The sequence below is a fragment of the Bacillus thermozeamaize genome (assembly GCA_002159075.1).
GTDB classification, from domain to species: domain Bacteria; phylum Bacillota; class Bacilli; order ZCTH02-B2; family ZCTH02-B2; genus Bacillus_BB; species Bacillus_BB thermozeamaize.
The window spans coordinates 13,103-32,054 of record LZRT01000052.1 but is presented as its reverse complement, the minus strand read 5'-3'; the positions used below and the strand labels follow the sequence as shown (position 1 = coordinate 32,054).

The following is an 18,952-nucleotide window of genomic DNA, read 5'->3' as shown; positions in this document are numbered from 1 at the left end:
ATTGCCGGTTTACCGGCAACCCTTGACAGGAGGGGAGACGTTTCGGACAATCTCGTATACCCGGTCAGGCACCTTCCCTGACATTTTCATAGAACGATAAACCTGACATTTTCTCAGACGCTTGACACTACCCTTCCCTATACTTCCACACCTACTTTTTCGCCGGACGCCGTCTGTTCGCCAGCCTCGTTCGCCGGCTGGCCAGCGGAGGCACCCGCTGCATCCGACCCCTCTGTCGCCGCTTCTGCCCGCGGCTGCACCTTGATATTGCGGTAACGGGCCATTCCTGTGCCGGCCGGGATCAGCTTGCCGATGATCACGTTTTCTTTCAGGCCGAGCAGCCGATCCACCTTGCCCTTGATGGCCGCTTCTGTCAGCACGCGCGTCGTTTCCTGGAACGAGGCGGCCGAAAGGAACGAGTCGGTTTCGAGCGAAGCTTTCGTGATCCCGAGCAGCACCGGTCGTCCCACGGCTGGCTCCTTGCCCGAGCGGAAAGCCTCACGGTTGGCGTTCTCAAACGCGCTCAACTCGACAATCGAACCCGGCAGCAGGTTGGTGTCGCCAGCATGGATGATCCGCACCTTGCGCAGCATCTGCCGGATCATCACTTCGATGTGCTTGTCGTTGATCTCCACGCCTTGCAGGCGGTAGACCCGCTGCACCTCTTTCAGAAGGTACTGCTCGACCGCCAGGACGCCGTTGATCTTGAGGATTTCTTTCGGATCCACGGAACCTTCGGTCAATTCTTGTCCCGGCGACACCTGTTGCCCGACACTCACCCTGAGCCGCGAACCGTAAGAGACCGTGTAAACCTTGGTCTCTGTCTCCCCGGCCACTTCGATCTCGCGGCCGTCCCGCACTTCCCGGATATCCCGGACCACACCCCCGATTTCGGTGATGGTGGCCTGACCCTTCGGATTGCGCGCCTCAAACAGTTCCTGGATACGCGGCAAACCCTGGGTAATGTCGTCACCGGCCACGCCTCCGCTGTGGAAGGTCCGCATGGTCAGCTGCGTCCCTGGTTCACCGATCGACTGGGCGGCAATGATTCCGACCGCCTCCCCAATCTCTACCTGTGTGCCGGTCGCCAGGTTGCGCCCGTAACAAAGCTTGCACACCCCATGATGGCTGCGGCAGGTGAGCACGGAACGGATGTAGACCTTCTCGATGCCGAGATTGACGATCTGTTCGGCCAACTCTTCGGTGATCATCTGGTTCCGCTTGACCAGCACTTCACCTGTCTGCGGATGGCGGATGGTCTGGAAACTGTTTCTGCCGACAATCCGGTCGTACAGGCTTTCGATCAACTCGCTGCCCTCCCAGATGGCAGAAACCCACAGCCCGCGATCGGTGCCGCAGTCCTCTTCCCGCACGATCACATCTTGCGCCACGTCCACCAGACGGCGCGTCAGGTAACCGGAATCGGCCGTCCGCAGCGCCGTATCAGCCAGTCCCTTGCGCGCCCCGTGCGTGGAGATGAAGTACTCCAGCACGGTCAGCCCTTCGCGGAAGTTGGACTTAATCGGCATCTCGATGATGCGGCCGGACGGGTTGGCCATGAGTCCGCGCATGCCGGCCAGCTGGGCGATCTGCGAAACGCTTCCCCGTGCGCCGGAGTGGGCCATCATATAGATGGAGTTCTCTTTGCCGAGCGACTCCATGAGCGATTCGGTCAAATCATCCTTGGCCTTGCTCCAGATGGAGATCACCCGGTTGTACCGTTCCTCCTCGGTGATCAAACCGCGGCGGTACTGACGGAGAACTTTCTCCACTTCCTTTTCCGCATTGGCCAGAATCTCTTTCTTGCTCTCCGGAACGATGATGTCGGATACCGCGATCGTCAGGCCAGCCTTGGTCGAATAGCGGAAGCCCAGTTCCTTGATGCGATCCAGGATGATCGCTGTCCGGGTCGTGCCGAAGCGGCGGAAGCATTCCCCGATAATGGTCCCGAGAAATCCCTTTTTCACCGCTTCCACGTCCGGCAGTTGCTTAACGTATTCGCGCACATCGGTGCCTTTTTCGTAAATGAAGTAGACCTCCGGAACGCCTTTAGTCAGGTTTTCCTTGGTCGGGGTGTTGATGTACGGCATCTCAGCCGGAAAGATTTCGTTGAAGATGAGCTTTCCGACCGTCGTCACCATCAGCGCCCGCTGCTGTTGTTCCGTGAAGGTGGTCTTGCCGAGGCTTTTCACCGGCAGGACAATCCGGGCATGCAGGCTGATCAACCCGTTCTCGTATGCCGCCATCGCCTCTGCCGGATCGGCAAAAACCTTCCCCTCACCAAGCACCCCTTCTTTCTCCAAGGTCAGGTAGTAGCAGCCCAGCACCATGTCCTGCGAAGGAGTGACCACCGGCTTGCCGTCCTTCGGGTTGAGAATGTTGTGGGCAGCCAGCATCAGCAGGCGGGCTTCCGCTTGGGCTTCCGCCGACAGCGGGACGTGAATGGCCATCTGGTCTCCGTCAAAGTCGGCGTTATAGGCCGTACAGACGAGCGGATGGAGGCGGATCGCCCGCCCTTCCACCAGCACCGGTTCAAAGGCCTGGATGCCCAAGCGGTGCAGGGTGGGCGCGCGGTTCAAGAGCACCGGATGTTCGCGGATCACCTCTTCCAGAACATCCCAGACCTCCGGATGGACGCGTTCCACTTTCCGTTTGGCCGATTTGATGTTGTGGGCAAGCCCTTTCTTCACCAATTCCTTCATTACGAAGGGCTTGAACAACTCCAGCGCCATCTCTTTCGGCACGCCGCACTGGTACATCTTGAGCGACGGCCCGACCACGATCACCGAACGCCCAGAGTAGTCCACCCGCTTTCCGAGCAAGTTTTGCCGGAAACGCCCCTGCTTTCCTTTCAGCATGTGGCTGAGCGACTTCAACGGCCGGTTGCCAGGGCCGCTGACCGGCCGGCCGCGCCGTCCGTTGTCAATCAGGGCGTCGACGGCTTCCTGGAGCATCCGTTTTTCATTCTGCACGATGATGTCCGGTGCGCCCAGCTCCAGGAGGCGCTTGAGACGGTTGTTGCGGTTGATCACGCGCCGGTACAGGTCATTGAGGTCAGAGGTGGCAAAGCGCCCTCCGTCCAGTTGCACCATGGGCCGCAAGTCCGGCGGGATCACGGGCAACACGTCCAAAATCATCCAGGCCGGATCGTTCCCGGAGTTGCGAAACGCTTCCAGCACTTCCAGGCGTTTAATGGCCCGGTTGCGACGTTGGCCCTGGGCCGTCTTCAGTTCTTCCTTGAGCATCTCCACTTCTTTGTCCAGGTCGATATCCTGAAGCAGCTTTTTCAAGGCTTCCGCGCCCATCCCAGCCTGGAAGGCATTGCCGTACTTTTCCCGGTAGTTGCGGTACTCCTTTTCCGTCAACAGCTGCTTCTTCTCAAGCGGCGTCTCCCCCGGATCGGTGACGACATAAGAGGCAAAATAAATCACTTCTTCCAGCGCCCGCGGCGACATGTCCAGAACCAGGCCCATCCGGCTGGGAATGCCCTTGAAATACCAGATGTGGGAAACCGGAGCCGCCAGTTCAATGTGGCCCATCCGCTCCCGGCGCACCTTCGCCCGCGTCACTTCCACGCCACAACGGTCGCAGATCACGCCCTTATAGCGGATCCGCTTGTATTTTCCGCAGTGACACTCCCAATCCTTCGTCGGTCCAAAGATTTTTTCGCAAAACAGACCTTCTTTTTCGGGCTTCAGCGTCCGGTAGTTGATCGTCTCTGGCTTTTTCACCTCGCCGTAGGACCAGGATCGGATTTTTTCCGGTGAAGCGAGACCGATCTTCATGTATTCAAAATGATTCACGTCAAACACAGGGCCAGCCCTCCCTTTGGTGTTCGTCATGCCTTTGGCTGCGGTGGCAACATGCGATCACGATCCCTTTTCACGAACCGGCTCCAATCTCACTTCCTGTTGCTTGACATCCTCATCCTCATCGTCCCACTCTTTGATCTCGATCTCCTGCTCATCGTCCGATAGGATTTTGACATCCATCCCCAGACTCTGCAGTTCCTTGATCAGCACCTTGAATGACTCCGGAATCCCCGGTTCTGGGATATTTTCTCCTTTGACGATGCTTTCGTAGGTTTTCACCCGGCCTACCACGTCGTCTGACTTGACGGTCAGGATTTCCTGCAAGGTGTAGGCCGCGCCATAGGCCTCCAAAGCCCAGACCTCCATCTCTCCAAACCGCTGTCCGCCAAATTGGGCCTTTCCGCCCAGCGGTTGCTGGGTGACGAGGGAGTAAGGGCCGGTGGAACGCGCGTGAATCTTGTCGTCCACCAGGTGATGCAGTTTCAGCATGTACACATAGCCCACCGTAACTGGCTGGTCAAACGGTTCGCCCGTCCTCCCGTCATAGAGGATGGTTTTGCCGTCACGGCTGAAGCCCGCCTCCTCCAGCGCATCCCAAACGTCGTTTTCATTGGCGCCGTCAAACACCGGCGTGGCGATGTGAATACCCAACGCCTTGGCCGCCATGCCCAGGTGCGTCTCCAACACCTGGCCAATGTTCATCCGGGACGGGACACCCAGGGGGTTGAGCACGATCTCAACGGGTGTGCCATCCGGCAGGAAAGGCATGTCTTCCACCGGCAGGATGCGGGAGATGACCCCTTTGTTCCCGTGCCGCCCAGCCATTTTGTCCCCTTGGGAGATCTTGCGCTTCTGCGCGACGTAAACGCGCACCAGCTGGTTGACGCCAGGCGGCAGCTCATCGCCGTTCTCGCGCGAAAAGACGCGGGCATCCACGACAATACCCGAACCGCCGTGCGGGGCCCGCAAGGAGGTGTCCCGGACTTCCCGCGCTTTTTCGCCGAAAATCGCGTGCAGCAGGCGTTCTTCGGCGGTCAGCTCGGTCATCCCCTTTGGCGTCACCTTGCCGACCAGGATGTCGCCATCACGCACCTCCGCACCGACGCGGATAATTCCGCGTTCATCCAGATTCTTCAACGCATCCTCCCCGACGTTGGGGATGTCGCGCGTGATCTCCTCCGGTCCCAGCTTCGTGTCGCGCGCCTCGATCTCATATTCCTCAATGTGGATCGAGGTATAAATATCCTCCTGAACCAGCTTCTCACTCAGCAAGATGGCGTCTTCGTAGTTGTACCCTTCCCAGGTCATAAACGCCACCAGCACGTTGCGGCCCAGCGCCAGTTCGCCCTGGTCCGTGGAAGGGCCGTCCGCCAGGACATCGCCTTTTTTGACGCGATCCCCTTTTTTGACGATCGGATGCTGGTTGATGCACGTCCCCTGGTTGGAACGCTCAAACTTGTGCAACCGGTACTTGATCAGGTCTCCCTTCACCAGGCGGCCGTCCACCTCTTCCTCCTGGCGTACCCAGATCTCGTTGGCCGTCACCCGTTCCACGACCCCGTCGGTCTTGGAGATGACGCAGACGCCCGAGTCAATCGCCGCGCGGTACTCCATGCCGGTGCCGATCAACGGCGCTTCAGGGCGCAACAGCGGCACAGCCTGACGCTGCATGTTGGCCCCCATCAGGGCGCGGTTGGCGTCGTCGTTTTCCAGGAAAGGAATCAGCGCGGTGGCGACAGAGACCACCTGTTTCGGCGACACATCCATGAAATCGATGCGATCACGGGGAACCTTGAGGATCTCTTCTTTCCGGTAGCGGGCGGTCACCATCTCTTCCTTGAACGTGCCGTCTTCATTGAGCGGCTCGTTGGCCTGCGCGATGATATAGTTGTCTTCTTCATCCGCCGTCATGTAGACGATCTCGTCGGTCACCCTGCCCGTTTCCGGATCCACCCGCCGGTAGGGGGTTTCGATAAACCCGTATTCATTCACCCGCGCATAGGTGGAAAGGGAGTTGATCAGCCCGATGTTCGGCCCTTCCGGCGTTTCAATCGGACACATCCGGCCGTAATGGGAATAGTGCACATCGCGCACCTCAAATCCCGCCCGCTCCCGCGTCAACCCGCCGGGGCCCAGTGCGCTCAGGCGCCGCTTGTGGGTCAATTCGGCTAGCGGGTTGGTCTGATCCATGAACTGGGAAAGTTGGCTGGAACCGAAAAACTCCTTGATGGCTGCAATCACCGGCCGGATATTGATCAGGGCTTGCGGGGTCACGGCCTGGAGATCCTGAATGGACATCCGCTCACGGACCACCCGCTCCATCCGCGAAAGACCGATCCGAAACTGGTTTTGCAACAGTTCGCCGACACAGCGCAACCGCCGGTTGCCCAGGTGATCGATGTCATCCACATCGCCCACCCCGTGCAGCAGATTGAGGAAATAGTTAATCGAAGCGATGATATCGGCCGGCGTAATATGCTTGACATTTTTGTCAATGTTGCCGTTGCCGATGACCTTGATCACTTTGCCTTCCTCATCCGGGGCGTAAATATGGATCACCTGCAGCTTGATCGGCTCGTCTCCCAGGACACCGCCATAAGGGGTATAGGTCACTTCGCCCAATCCCTTGTCCAGGTACGGCAAAATCCGATCCAGCAGCCTTCTTTCCAGAACCTGGCCCTCTTCGGCCAGCACTTCGCCCGTCTCCGGATCGACCAGCTTTTCCGCCAACCGTTGGTTGAAGAGGCGGTTTTTCAGGTGCAGCTTTTTGTTGATCTTATACCGTCCAACGTTGGCCAAGTCATACCGTTTCGGATCGAAAAAGCGGGAGATCAGCAAATTTTTGGCATTCTCCAGGGTGGGAGGCTCGCCTGGGCGCAGTCGCTCGTAGATCTCGATCAGCGCCTTTTCAGCCGAATCCGTGTTATCCTTGTCCAGGGTGTTTTTCAGGTACTCGTCCTCGCCGAGCAAATTCAAAATTTCCGCATCGGTACCAAATCCCAGAGCACGCAACAACACCGTTACCGGTATCTTCCGCGTTCGATCGATCCGGACATACAGAATGTCCTTGGCATCCGTTTCCAGTTCCAACCATGCGCCACGATTCGGAATCACCGTGGCCGTATAGGTCAACTTGCCGTTTTTATCCACTTTCTGATTAAAATAGACAGAGGGCGAACGGACCAACTGGCTGACGATGACGCGCTCCGCCCCATTGATGATGAAGGTACCGGTTTCCGTCATGAGCGGAAAGTCGCCCATGAACACTTCCTGTTCCTTGACCTCGCCCGTCTCCTTGTTGATCAGCCGCACTTTGACGCGCAGCGGCGCGGCATAGTTCGCATCCCGTTCCTTGCATTCATCCACCGAATATTTTGGCTCACCGAGCGAATAATCCACAAATTCCAGCGCCAGGTTGCCAGAAAAATCTTCAATGGGGGAAATGTCCCGAAATACTTCTCTCAATCCCTCGTCCAGAAACCACTGATAGGATTTGAGTTGAATCTCGATCAGGTTGGGTAGCTCCATCACCTCGCTGATCCGGGCGTAACTCCGTCGTTTCCGTCTGCCCAGTTGAACCTCTTTTCCCGCCAAATCTCTCACCCCTCAGCCCGTTATGTATTCCTTGAGCCAACCTTGGCTACAACCAAGAAAAGCGAACTTGCCCACGTTTTTCCAAAAGAACACCACCTAGAAATTTTTTCCAAATACTCCCCAAATTATTCATTTCCAGGTGGACAGACCACTTTTGCACTGGGAAGCACGCTTTCTGGAGCACACGTGTTATGGCTATTTAAGCTTTCAAACGGCAACGAATGGGTGGCTGGTACTCACGGATGTATGCATTATGCTATTTTATCATTTGTGAATATGAAGGTCAAACTTTTTTGCACCGGAACACGTGATACCCTTTCCGTCTGGCCACTTGTTCCACTGCCTCCGAACCGAACACATGCTGAAGATGGCTTTCTGTAGATGGAGCGCCCTGCTTCTTTTGAATGACAATCCACAGTTGTCCCCCCGGCACCAGGTGTCGCCAGGACGCTTCATACAGCTGGAAAACCAGTTGCTTTCCGGCGCGAACCGGCGGGTTCATGTAAATGGCATCAAAAGTGAGCCCACGAACGGCGGAAAAGCCATCCCCGTGCCTCACCTCTGCATTGGCAAGCCGGTGACGCCGGATGTTTTCCTGGGCCAACTGGACAGCACGCCGGTTAATGTCGACCATCACCACACGGCTGGATGGCGAAAGGCGTGCCGCGACAATCCCGATGACCCCATAACCGCAACCCATATCCAGGAGCGTCCCGTGTTCAGGGATCTCCATCACCTCTATCAGCAACGCGGTTCCCTGATCCACCTGGCGGCGCGAAAAAACACCGGTATCCGTCAGGAACCGATACCGTTCACCGCGCAATGTCGCCGTGATCTCCGTGAGCTGAGACGGCGTTTGCGGCTGCTCGGTATAGTAATGTTCATGCATGGGCACGCTCACCCTCGTTTTCCACCTGATAAAACAACCCGCAGGCAGTTCGCCTTGCGGGTTCCCCAGGTATTTTCCTTTTTTCGTCTTACTTCACTTCAACCGTAGCGCCGACTTCTTCCAGCTTGCTCTTGATCTGCTCAGCCTCTTCCTTGGACACTTTTTCCTTGATGGGTTTTGGCGCCTCATCCACAAGCGCCTTGGCTTCCTTCAGCCCGAGGCCGGTGATCTCACGGACGACCTTGATCACGTTGATCTTGGAAGCGCCTGCGTTGGCCAAAATCACGTCAAACTCGGTCTGCTCCGCCGCCGCTTCGGCTCCCGGCGCCGCTCCACCAACCACGGCCACAGGCGCCGCGGCAGTGACGCCAAATTCTTCTTCAATGGCCTTGACCAACTCATTGAGTTCCAGTACGGTCATCCCTTTAATGGCTTCGATGATTTCCTCTTTCGTCATGTTACTCCTCCTCACTTATGTCGTATTGATGATCAGCTTGAACGTCAGGCGATCAAGCCTCTTGTGGTTCCTGCTTTTCGGCAACCGCCTTGACTGCCAGCGCAAAATTGCGAATCGGCGCCTGCAGCACGCTGAGCAGCATGGAAAGCAATCCTTCGCGGGATGGGAGGTCGGCCAGCGCCTTGATTTCATCCAGGCTGACCACTTTCCCCTCGACGAGCCCGCCTTTAATCTCCAGTTCTTCGTGTTCCTTGGCAAACTTGGTCAGGATCTTGGCCGGCGCGACGACATCCTCCCGGCTGAAAGCGATGGCTGTCGGTCCAACCAAATACTGTTCCAGCCCTTCGATCTCGGCCGCCGCAGCCGCCCTGCGGGTCAAGGTGTTTTTCACGACTTTGAATTCTACACCTGCTTCCCGCAACTGCTTCCGCAGTTCTGTCATCTCGGCCACGGTCAGCCCACGGTAATCTGCCAGCAGGACGCAACTGTTGTTTTTCAACTGCTCCGTCAGGGCTTCGACCAATTTGACCTTTTCTTCTCTTGCGCCCATCTCATCCACCTCCTGTCGCCAACTGGCTTACCCTCAATAAAAAAGCGCCCTCGACCTGCCGAGAGCGCGGAAAAACACCGGAACAATGACGGCATGAAGCTTGGCCAGCTCCATCATCGCTCCGCTTGCGTTTCGCGCTTCCCTCGGCAGGATATTAAGTGGCCACCGCCACACCTGCTGTCAACGGAAAGCCTTATTCACTTAAGCTGGCAAATGAAAAGGCTCGTGAGCTTAAGAGGCTCGCGTCAACTTGGCGAGGGCGACACGTACTCCCGGGCCCATCGTGGAACAAAGCGTCACGTTCCGGATATACTGGCCCTTTGCCGCTGCCGGCTTGGCCTTCTGCAAGGCCTCGATCAGAGCATAAAAATTCTCCAGCAGCTTCTCATCGTCAAAAGAAATCTTGCCGATCGGCGCGTGTACGTTCCCCGCTTTATCCACACGGTATTCAATCTTACCAGCCTTGATTTCCTGTACCGCCTTTGCCACGTCAAAGGTCACGGTTCCCGTTTTGGGGTTGGGCATCAAGCCTTTCGGACCGAGGATCCGGCCCAATTGGCCCACCGAACCCATCATATCCGGCGTGGCGACAGCCACGTCAAATTCCAGCCAGCCCTGCTTGATCCGCTGCACCAAGTCGTCGTCACCGACCACATCGGCACCTGCGGCTTCCGCCTCCTTGGCCTTTTCTCCCTTGGCAAACACGAGCACACGCTTGGTCTTTCCTGTCCCATGAGGAAGCACCACCGCGCCGCGCACTTGCTGATCCGCCTTTCTGGGATCCACGCCCAGCCGGACCGCCACTTCCACCGTCTCGTCAAACTTGGCTTTGGCCATTTGCTTGACCAGCTGGATGGCCTCTTGCGGCGTATACGCTTCCTGACGATCCACCAGTTTTACAGCTTCTTGATAACGTTTGCCCTTCTTGGACAAGATGATTCCTCCTCACATTGTGGTCATCGCGGTTTCCCTGCCACATCGGCGCACAGCGGGCGGACAGCCAGGCTCCGGCCGAGCCCCGGCTTAATCCACAATCTCGATGCCCATGCTGCGCGCTGTCCCTTCCACCATCCGCATCGCCGCTTCCACCGTCGAAGCGTTGAGATCGGGCATCTTCAGCTCGGCAATTTCCCGAACCTTCTCCCGCTTGATGGTGGCCACTTTGGTCTTGTTCGGCTCGCTTGAGCCGGATTCAATCCCGGCCGCTTTCTTGAGCAGCACGGCTGCAGGAGGCGTTTTCGTGATGAAGGTAAAGGACCGGTCTTCAAAGACGGAGATCTCAACCGGAATGATCAACCCCGCCTTGTCTGCCGTCTTTTCATTGAACTCCTTGCAAAAGGCCATGATATTGACACCCGCCTGCCCCAAAGCCGGACCGACAGGAGGTGCAGGGTTCGCCTTGCCGGCGGGTATTTGCAGTTTCACGATCTTGATCACTTTTTTCGCCATGATCCTCACCCCCTTCAATCTCGCCACGCATCATCCCCATCACGAAAGAGACTCCCGAAAAAGGAGCGGCCGCATGTCAATCGATCTTTTCCACCTGATCAAAATTCAGTTCCACAGGCGTCTCACGACCGAACATGTTGATCATCACACGCAGCTTGTTTTTATCCAGCAATATCTCGTCGATTGTACCGACAAAATTGGCGAAAGGCCCTTCCACCACTCTGACGGGCTCCTTCACTTGAAAATCAGCCACAGGCTGGCTAACCGCCTCACCCATTTGACGCAAGATGGCACGCACTTCATGCTCTTTTAGCGGCGTCGGTTTTGAGCCAGCACCTGTCGAACCGACAAATCCAGTCACACCCGGCGTGTTCCGCACAAGGTACCAGGAATCATCGGTCATGATCATTTCAACCAGCACGTAGCCAGGAAAGACGCGTTTCTGCACCGTCTTCCGCTTGCCGTCTTTCAGCTCCACCGTTTCTTCGGTAGGCACGATGACGCGGAAGATCTTGTCGCCCATCCCCATCGACTCAACGCGCTTTTCAAGGTTGGTCTTCACCTTATTCTCATGACCGGAGTAAGTATGAATGACGTACCATCGCTTTTCCATGCCCGAGGACCCGATGCGTCCTTCCCTCCTCAATGGCCGTTCGCCCAAGATGACCTGTGGCTTATTTCAAAATCCAGTCCAGCAAAAAGCTCAACCCGAGATCGATGAGCCCGAAAAAGATGGCCATGAGCAAAACCGTGACCAGGACAATCGCCGTATAGTTTCTCAGCTCCTTGCGATTGGGCCAGCGAACTTTTTTCAGCTCAGACCAGCTTTCCTTGAAATAGCGACCCGTGGAAACAAACCCTCGCTTGACGCCTGTACCCAACCGCGCGATGAAGCTCACACCGGCCACCCCCATTACTTCGTCTCGCGATGCAGCGTATGATGATTGCATGTCCTGCAGTATTTTTTCAGTTCCAGGCGGTCAGGATGCGTACGCTTGTTTTTGGTCGTCGTGTAGTTGCGCTGTTGGCACTCCGTACAAGCCATCGTCACAATGACCCTCACTCCATCCACCTCCAACCCCAAAACGGAAAATCTGGCGAAAAGCGGCTGAACAAGCCATTATATCAACGACAAGCGCCGTTTCTGATAAAAAATCGTACACTCAAAAGAATTTATCACATGAGCAAAAAGATGTCAACTTTCCCCCGTGGTTCGCATGAGCCAAGCCAATGCGGGCCGTTTTTGCGTTCCATCGCCTCCCTGTCAGCGGCGGATCGTTTCAACGGCATCCTGTCGTTGCGCAGGATAAATGACCGACAGGGCGCTGTCGTCCAGCTCTTGCGGCGTGCCGTCGTAGACCACCTTGCCGCCGGCCAGGCCAATAATCCGGCTCGCGTACTGCTTGGCCACGGCCACGCTATGGAGATTTAACACCATCGTAATCCCTTCCTGCTGATTGATGCTTTTCAGCAGTTCCATCACGGCCGTCGCCGTCGCCGGATCGAGGCTGGAAATCGGCTCATCGCCGAGTATCAGCGCCGGCCTTTGCGCCAGCGCGCGGGCAATCGCCACACGTTGCCGCTGCCCGCCGCTCAGCCGGTCCGCCCTGACCCGGTGCAAATCCGCCATGCCGACACGCTCCAGCGCCTGCATCGCCATGCGTTTGTCTTCCTCGCGGAATCGCTGCAGCAATACGCGCCATAAAGGCGTCACACCGAACCGGCCGACCAGCACATTCTGGAAAACGGACAGGCGATCAATCAAATGGAAGTTTTGAAAGATCATGCCAATCTGACGCCGATATGCGCGCAGCCCGTCCCCTTTTTTGCGCAGGACGTTTTCCCCTTGCCAAAGGATGGCGCCGCCTGTCGGCTCGATCAGGCGGTTGATGCAACGGATCAGCGTCGATTTTCCTGCTCCGCTCAAGCCCAGAATCGCGATAAATTCTCCCTTCTCAACGGTCAAATGGACGCCATCCAAGGCGGGCCGGCCACGCCCCGGATATTGTTTGACCAGATCGCGTATTTCCAACACTTGGATCACCTTTTGTTAGATCACCTTTGATCGAAGATAAGCCCCGAGATAATCGACGATCACGACCAAGCCCATGATCACGAGGACTTCAACAGCGACACGCGTGTAGTTTTGCAGATTGAAATCGATAAACAGCTGGGCGCCAATCCCTCCGGCACCGATGAATCCCAAGATGAGCGACGTTCTGACCCCCACTTCCAGCCGGTAAAAATAGTGCGACAAGATGTTTGGCCCTATTTGCGGAATGATCCCAAACAGTATCACCAGCACCTTTCTCGCGCCGACAGAGGCCACGGCTTCCTGCGGGCCGCGCTCGGCGGCCTCCACCAATTCCGACAGCAGTTTCCCAAGCACGCCGAGGTTGTGCAAAAAGATGGCCAAAACGCCGCCAAACGGCCCCAGCCCGATGGTGGGAACGAAAAGCAGCGCCCAAACGATTTCGGGAACCGAACGGGCAAAGCTCAGCAACGTTCTGACCAAGTGATAGACGGCCGGGTGCGGCGCTGTGTTCCATGCCGCCAAAAAGGCAATCGGCAGCGCGGCAACCAAGGCCCAAAACGTGCCAGTAATGGCGATCTGCAGAGTAATGATTGCCTGATGCAAGGCTTTCGGCAAAACAGACCAGTCGGGGGGAAACCACCGGGTCGCAACAAACTGCGCCGTCGCGCCAATATCGGCAAACTTCCGCACGTCACTTTCCGTGCCCATCGCGCTCCAGAACAAGATGCCCAAGACGGCAAGCCCGATCAACCACCGACGCATTCGCAACCGTGCCCCATTGTCCATCGTTCTCCCCGCTTCTGTGCGTGATATGCCGTCACTTGATGCGACCGTCCTTCATGGCCGCCTGGCGAATCGCCTCATAGTCCTGATCGCTGGCCTCCACAAAACCGTCTGCGGCAAAGGCTTTGAGAATCGCCTCATCTTTGATCGACATAAAGGCCGCCTGAAGTTTGGCAACCGTCGCCTCATCCGTCCCCTTTTTCACGGCAAACGGATATTGGAAGAGCTTTTCCGATTGCCAAATCACTTTATAATCGCTTTCCTTCACTTTGCCGTCCTTGATCATCTGTTGAAAATAGGCGCTGTCAATCGCCCCGACATCCACCTGCTTGCTGGCGACCGAGAGCGCCGTCACGTTGTGGGCGCCGGTGAAAATGACCTTTTTGAACTTGTGGTCATCGGGACTGTTGTAAACCCCCAGTTCTTTCAATTGGATGCTGGGCACCAATGACCCGGACGTGGAATTGGGGTCGCCAAAAGCGAACGTGATCTGAGACGCATGAGCCACCACGTCCTCGATGCTGTCGTATGGCGAATCCGCCGGAGCGATCAGGAGGGAATGATAATATGGTTTGCCATCAAAGGTTTTGGCGACAATCGCCTGCACACCGCTTTCGTGATTGGCCAGCACGTAGGTTAACGGTCCGAGGTAAGCCATGTCCAGCTTACCATAATTCAATGCCTCGACCACGCCGTTGTAATTGGGATAGGTGGCCGCTTTGACTTCACGCCCCAGCTTTTCCGAAAGGTAATGCTCGAGCTTGCGCAGCGTCTCCTCTGGGATGTCCGTTTCAGCTGGAATGATCCCGAACGTAAACACGCCTTTTGCGGCAGAAGCCGGTTCTTTTTGACCCGCGTCCGGTTGTCCGCCGGAACCGCAGGCCGGCAAAAGAAAAACCAATGCCGTGACGAACGCCAGACAGGCGAAAAAACGAATCTTTTTTTTCATCCGCTATCCCCCTAGTATGTATAACACTTTATAATCATGTAAATCAGTTTTTGTAATTATAACACCAACCCCGCCAAAACATGAAATGGAGCCTTCACCCAGCAAAAAAGCCTGTTCCGAACGCTTGGATGTTCGGAACAGGCTTCAGCCCATTTCCCGTTCTTGCATGGTTTTCTCTTCCAGATATTTCTCCAGTTTTCGCTTTACCCGTTGCAGGGCATTGTCGATCGACTTGACGTGCCGCTTCAGATCCTTCGCAATCTCCTGGTAGGAGCGGCCATCCAGGTAAAGCATCAGCACTTCCCGTTCCAGTTCGCTGAGAAGCCGGCTGATTTTCGTCTCAATCGCCGTATACTCCTCCTGATGGATGATCAACTGCTCGGGATCCGTCACTTTGTGCCCGCCGATCACATCCATCAGCGTGCGTTCCGACTCTTCCTCGTACATGGGCTTGTCCAACGAAATGTAAGAGTTCAAGGGGATGTGCTTCTGCCGGGTGGCGGTCTTGATCGCCGTGATGATCTGGCGAGTGATGCACAACTCGGCAAACGCCCGGAAGGAGGTGAGCTTGTCCTCGCGATAATCGCGAATCGACTTGTAGAGGCCAATCATCCCCTCCTGGATGATATCTTCCTTGTCCGCACCAATGAGGAAGTAGGCTTTGGCCTTGGAGCGGACAAAATATTTGTACTTGTTGATCAAGTACTCCAACGCGCTGTCATCGCCTTGACGGGCCAGTTCCACCACTTCTTCGTCCGTCATCGATTCATACGCGATGGCTGCAGGTTGTTCGGCCCACTGTACACTGGGAGTCAATCCAATCTCCTCCGAACCGTTCCGATTGGTAAAGATGATTATACTCCAAAAGGCGCAGAAACTCAACACACAAATGCTGCCTCATTTGCCCCGCCGCCACTTCTCGAACAGCTCCCCCATCTCTTTCGGCAAACGCTGTCCGATGGTTGCGGGTTTGTTCTGCAGATTGGCCAGCTCCTGCCGCATCCGCTGCCTGGTGGCTTGCAGATCGTGGTACAATTCGCGCGCCGAGATGCGAAGCGCTCCCTGCGCAAACGTCACGCGCTGCTCGGTGTAATCCGACGTGGCCACATAAATGTGGCGATCCGGCCGGACCAGTGAGCGGACCAGCCGCTCAATCCGCCGATCGGCGCTCTCGTCCTGATCGGTATAGACAATCTCCACCTCGCCCAGCACTTCCATCGTTCCAGGCCCCTCTTTCTGGTGCGCATCGAAGACCAGAATGACGCGCCTGGCACGATAGGCCTGATAATCAGACAGTTCCTCAACCAGCCGGCTCCTGGCTTCTTCCAGCGATTCCTCCTTCAGCCTGCTTAGATGCGGCCAAGCATGTATGCAATTGTACCCATCCACAATCAGTATTTCTTCCATACGCGCTCTTCATCTCTCTGCATTTCGCTGTTTGGATTCTTTCGTCTCTCCCTCTCTTTCAGCCCTTCTGACCGCCGACTCCCTTCGCCAGGTGCCGCTGGCGAAACACTTCGTACATCAGGACCGCAGCGGCAACAGAGGCGTTTAACGAATTGACGTGCCCGACCATCGGCAAGCGGACGAGAAAATCCGCCTTTTCCCTCGCCAGGCGGGAAAGCCCTTTTCCCTCGCCGCCAATCATCAGCGCGATCGGCATATCGTATGCGGCCTCCGTGTACACTTGCCCGGCCGCGGGGTCGGTTCCGATCACCCAAATGCCGTCCTGCTGCAGCCTTTCGATACAGCGCGCCACGTTATTCACGCGCACGACAGGCACATACTCCACGGCACCGGTGGAGACCTTGGCCACTGTCTGTGTGAGACCGACCGATCGGCGTTTCGGGATGATCACGCCGTCAATCCCCACCGCGTCGCCGGTCCGGAGAATGGAGCCCAAATTATGCGGATCTTCGATCCCGTCCAGGAGGATGAGAAAAGGGGGGTTCTCCCGGCCCTGCAACTGTTGCAACAGATCTTCCAGCTCGAGATAGGTGTAAGGGCTCACCCGTGCCACAACCCCCTGGTGGTGGGGAGTGCCAAAAAGCTCATCCAGCTTGCGGCGGGGAACCGTCTGCAGGACGACGCCACGCTGCTGCGCCAGCCGGCGGATCTCCCGCACTCCGGTCTCCCGGATCCCCTCGGCAAAATAGATGGTGTCCACCGTCCGCCCGGAACGCAATGCCTCAAGGACGGGGTTACGGCCGCCAATATGTTCTGTCAGTTTTTCGTCCCTCCTTGATCATGCTTCACCGTTTCCTGCACCTGGCTTTTCCTGTACCAGCGGACCCCCTGCGGCGTATCCTCCACCACAATGCCCCGCGCCAGCAATTCAGCCCGGATCCGGTCACTCGTGGCCCAATCCTTTCTCGCCCGCGCCGCCTGCCGCTCCGCGATCAGGGCTTCAATCTCCCGGTCGCCACCGGCGGATGCCGACTCCAACGGGAAAATGCCCAGGATCTCATCCCAGCGGCTGAACAACTCCTTCCAGGCCAACAGGACAGGAGTTTCCACCGACCGTTGCTCCAAATACCGGTTCAACTCCTTGACCGCGTCAAAGACGACCGCCAACGCATCAGCCGTGTTAAAATCGTCGGACATCTCCCGGTCGAAACGCTCTTCCAGCTCCCGGATGACGGCGAAGTGGGGATGGCTTGCGTCATTTTGTCCGCCTGCCGCCGGCGCGGCTCCTTGCGAGAGCCTGAAATCCAGGTTGCGCAGCGTGGTCTGGATCCGCTCCCAACCGCCTTCCGCCTGCGCCAGCAAATCATCACTGTATTGCACCGGATTGCGATAGTAGGTGGAAAGCATCCAAAAACGGACCACCTCCGGCCGCACCCGCTGCAGCAGATCGCGGACGTCCAGCACATTCCCCAGTGACTTGGACATCTTTTGCTGCTCTACCGTCACATGGCCGGTATGCATCCAGTAACGGGCGAAGGGCTTCCCCGTCAGCGCCTCCGACTGGGCGATCTCATTTTCATGGTGAGGAAAGCGCAGGTCGCTGCCGCCGGCATGGATATCCAGCGTCTCCCCAAGATAGCGCATCGCCATGGTCGAACATTCGATATGCCAGCCCGGCCGCCCCGGACCCCAAGGGCTATCCCAGGCCACTTCACCCGGCCGGGCCTTTTTCCAAAGGGCAAAGTCGAGCGGGTTTTCCTTCTTCTCCCCAATCTCCACCCTGGCACCGGCCAGCAGATCATCGATCGACTGGTGGGAAAGTTTCCCGTAATCCGGAAACGCTCCCACACGGTAGTACACATCGCCATCCGCCTCGTAGGCCACACCGCGCGCCACCAGCTTCTCAATAAACCGGATGATCTCCTCCATGTGCTCGGTGACGCGGGGATGCACATCGGCGGGCCGGATCCCCAGGGCCTTCGTGTCCTGCTTGAACGCTTCGATATAATGATCCGCTACCTGCTGCACTGTCCAGCCCAGCTCCTGCGCCTTGCGGATCAGCTTGTCATCCACATCGGTGAAGTTTTCCACATAGGTCACGTCATATCCCTTCGCCGACAAATAACGGCGCACCACATCAAAGAAAAGAAAGGTCCGTGCATTGCCGATATGGATCGTGCTCCATACCGTCGGCCCACAGACATACATTCTCACTTTTCCAGGTTCCAGCGTCTGGAAAACCTCTTTCTGTCTCGTCAGCGTGTTGTAAATCCTAATTGACATTTCGTAAAGGATCTCCTTTCCGTTCCGCTGCCTCTTTCAGCTCCGCCAGCTCCTTCTTCAGTTGCTCGATCTCGTACTGCATCTTGCGGAGCGTGTCGGTCACCGGATCGGGCAGGTTGACGTGATCCAAATCGTTTTGGACACGCACCCCGTTTTGTCTCACCACCCGGCCGGGAATCCCCACCACTGTCGAATGGGGCGGCACCTCCTGCAGGACCACCGAACCGGCTCCAATCTTCGAGTAATCCCCGATTTTGAACGAACCCAGCACCTTGGCGCCCGTGGCGATCACCACATGATTGCCAATCGTCGGGTGACGTTTGCCCTTCTCCTTGCCTGTGCCTCCCAGTGTGACGCCCTGATAAAGGGTCACATTGTCCCCAATCTCGCACGTTTCACCTATGACCACACCCATGCCATGATCGATAAACAACTTCCGTCCAATCACCGCACCGGGATGGATCTCAATCCCTGTAAGAAAACGGGAAAATTGGGAAATTATCCTGGCCAGTGTACGAAACCCGCGTTTCCACAGCGCGTGTGCCAGGCGGTGAAACCAGATGGCGTGCAAGCCCGAATAGGTAAGCACCACTTCAAACACGTTACGCGCCGCTGGATCCCGTTCAAAAACCGCCTCAATATCCTCGCGCAAGGTTTTCCAAAAGGCCATGATCACTTCCCCCTTTCACAACTGAACCATGATCGCGGATGTATGATGATGACACATGTCCACATGAAGCAAAA

Annotated in this window: 17 protein-coding genes and 1 pseudogene; all 18 read right to left on the bottom strand. The window is 56.7% G+C overall.

All coding sequences use genetic code 11. From position 1 onward, the window contains the following. Positions 1-209: 209 nt before the first annotated feature. The 18 genes and pseudogenes from BAA01_03475 to BAA01_03390 all read right to left on the bottom strand — a co-directional run bounded on the left by BAA01_03475 (position 210) and on the right by BAA01_03390 (position 18,878). Positions 210-3,812, bottom strand: a pseudogene (locus tag BAA01_03475) (DNA-directed RNA polymerase subunit beta'). Between the two features lie 57 nt (positions 3,813-3,869). Continuing rightward, the gene (locus BAA01_03470) at positions 3,870-7,406 is read right to left on the bottom strand and encodes a DNA-directed RNA polymerase subunit beta (GenBank protein ID OUM89119.1); all 3,537 of its coding nucleotides are present in this window, start codon (positions 7,404-7,406) and stop codon (positions 3,870-3,872) included. A 283-nt stretch (positions 7,407-7,689) separates the two neighbouring features. After that, positions 7,690-8,295: a 16S rRNA methyltransferase gene (locus BAA01_03465; protein OUM89118.1), complete on the bottom strand. Its 606-nt coding sequence runs from the start codon at positions 8,293-8,295 to the stop codon at positions 7,690-7,692. An 88-nt stretch (positions 8,296-8,383) separates the two neighbouring features. Beyond that, positions 8,384-8,752 carry a 50S ribosomal protein L7/L12 gene (locus tag BAA01_03460; GenBank protein ID OUM89117.1) on the bottom strand — a complete coding sequence of 123 codons (369 nt, stop codon included), beginning with the start codon at positions 8,750-8,752 and terminating at the stop codon, positions 8,384-8,386. Positions 8,753-8,804: 52 nt separating this feature from the next. Further along, positions 8,805-9,302, bottom strand: coding sequence for a 50S ribosomal protein L10 (locus tag BAA01_03455; GenBank protein ID OUM89116.1), 498 nt, complete (start codon positions 9,300-9,302; stop codon positions 8,805-8,807). Positions 9,303-9,533: 231 nt separating this feature from the next. Continuing rightward, a complete protein-coding gene (locus tag BAA01_03450) occupies positions 9,534-10,235 on the bottom strand; it encodes a 50S ribosomal protein L1 (protein ID OUM89115.1) in 702 nt (233 codons plus the stop codon). 90 nt (positions 10,236-10,325) lie between these two features. Next, complete coding sequence (locus BAA01_03445) at positions 10,326-10,751, bottom strand: 50S ribosomal protein L11 (protein ID OUM89114.1); 426 nt, start codon at positions 10,749-10,751, stop codon at positions 10,326-10,328. A gap of 76 nt (positions 10,752-10,827) precedes the next feature. Continuing rightward, positions 10,828-11,364 (bottom strand): transcription termination/antitermination protein NusG, encoded by a 537-nt coding sequence (locus BAA01_03440; GenBank protein ID OUM89113.1) that lies wholly within the window; start codon positions 11,362-11,364, stop codon positions 10,828-10,830. A gap of 61 nt (positions 11,365-11,425) precedes the next feature. Further along, positions 11,426-11,665, bottom strand: a complete 240-nt coding sequence (locus BAA01_03435; GenBank protein ID OUM89112.1) for a preprotein translocase subunit SecE — start codon at positions 11,663-11,665, stop codon at positions 11,426-11,428. Beyond that, on the bottom strand, positions 11,665-11,814 hold the full coding sequence (locus BAA01_03430) for a 50S ribosomal protein L33 (GenBank protein ID OUM89111.1): 150 nt from the start codon (positions 11,812-11,814) through the stop codon (positions 11,665-11,667). The genes BAA01_03435 and BAA01_03430 overlap by 1 nt, the downstream gene beginning before the upstream one ends. Positions 11,815-12,015: 201 nt before the next feature. After that, positions 12,016-12,786 carry a phosphonate ABC transporter ATP-binding protein gene (locus BAA01_03425; GenBank protein ID OUM89121.1) on the bottom strand — a complete coding sequence of 257 codons (771 nt, stop codon included), beginning with the start codon at positions 12,784-12,786 and terminating at the stop codon, positions 12,016-12,018. 15 nt (positions 12,787-12,801) lie between these two features. Beyond that, positions 12,802-13,548: a phosphonate ABC transporter, permease protein PhnE gene (locus tag BAA01_03420; GenBank protein ID OUM89110.1), complete on the bottom strand. Its 747-nt coding sequence runs from the start codon at positions 13,546-13,548 to the stop codon at positions 12,802-12,804. Between the two features lie 55 nt (positions 13,549-13,603). Then, positions 13,604-14,518, bottom strand: coding sequence for a phosphonate ABC transporter substrate-binding protein (locus tag BAA01_03415; GenBank protein OUM89109.1), 915 nt, complete (start codon positions 14,516-14,518; stop codon positions 13,604-13,606). A gap of 144 nt (positions 14,519-14,662) precedes the next feature. Further along, positions 14,663-15,280: an RNA polymerase factor sigma-70 gene (locus tag BAA01_03410; protein OUM89120.1), complete on the bottom strand. Its 618-nt coding sequence runs from the start codon at positions 15,278-15,280 to the stop codon at positions 14,663-14,665. 135 nt (positions 15,281-15,415) lie between these two features. Beyond that, positions 15,416-15,925 carry a hypothetical protein gene (locus BAA01_03405; GenBank protein OUM89108.1) on the bottom strand — a complete coding sequence of 170 codons (510 nt, stop codon included), beginning with the start codon at positions 15,923-15,925 and terminating at the stop codon, positions 15,416-15,418. Between the two features lie 58 nt (positions 15,926-15,983). Then, positions 15,984-16,745 (bottom strand): 23S rRNA (guanosine(2251)-2'-O)-methyltransferase RlmB, encoded by a 762-nt coding sequence (locus tag BAA01_03400; protein OUM89107.1) that lies wholly within the window; start codon positions 16,743-16,745, stop codon positions 15,984-15,986. After that, positions 16,742-18,208 carry a cysteine--tRNA ligase gene (locus BAA01_03395; protein OUM89106.1) on the bottom strand — a complete coding sequence of 489 codons (1,467 nt, stop codon included), beginning with the start codon at positions 18,206-18,208 and terminating at the stop codon, positions 16,742-16,744. Before BAA01_03395 ends, BAA01_03400 begins: the two co-directional genes overlap by 4 nt. Beyond that, positions 18,198-18,878 (bottom strand): serine O-acetyltransferase, encoded by a 681-nt coding sequence (locus BAA01_03390; protein OUM89105.1) that lies wholly within the window; start codon positions 18,876-18,878, stop codon positions 18,198-18,200. Before BAA01_03390 ends, BAA01_03395 begins: the two co-directional genes overlap by 11 nt. Positions 18,879-18,952: the final 74 nt, after the last annotated feature.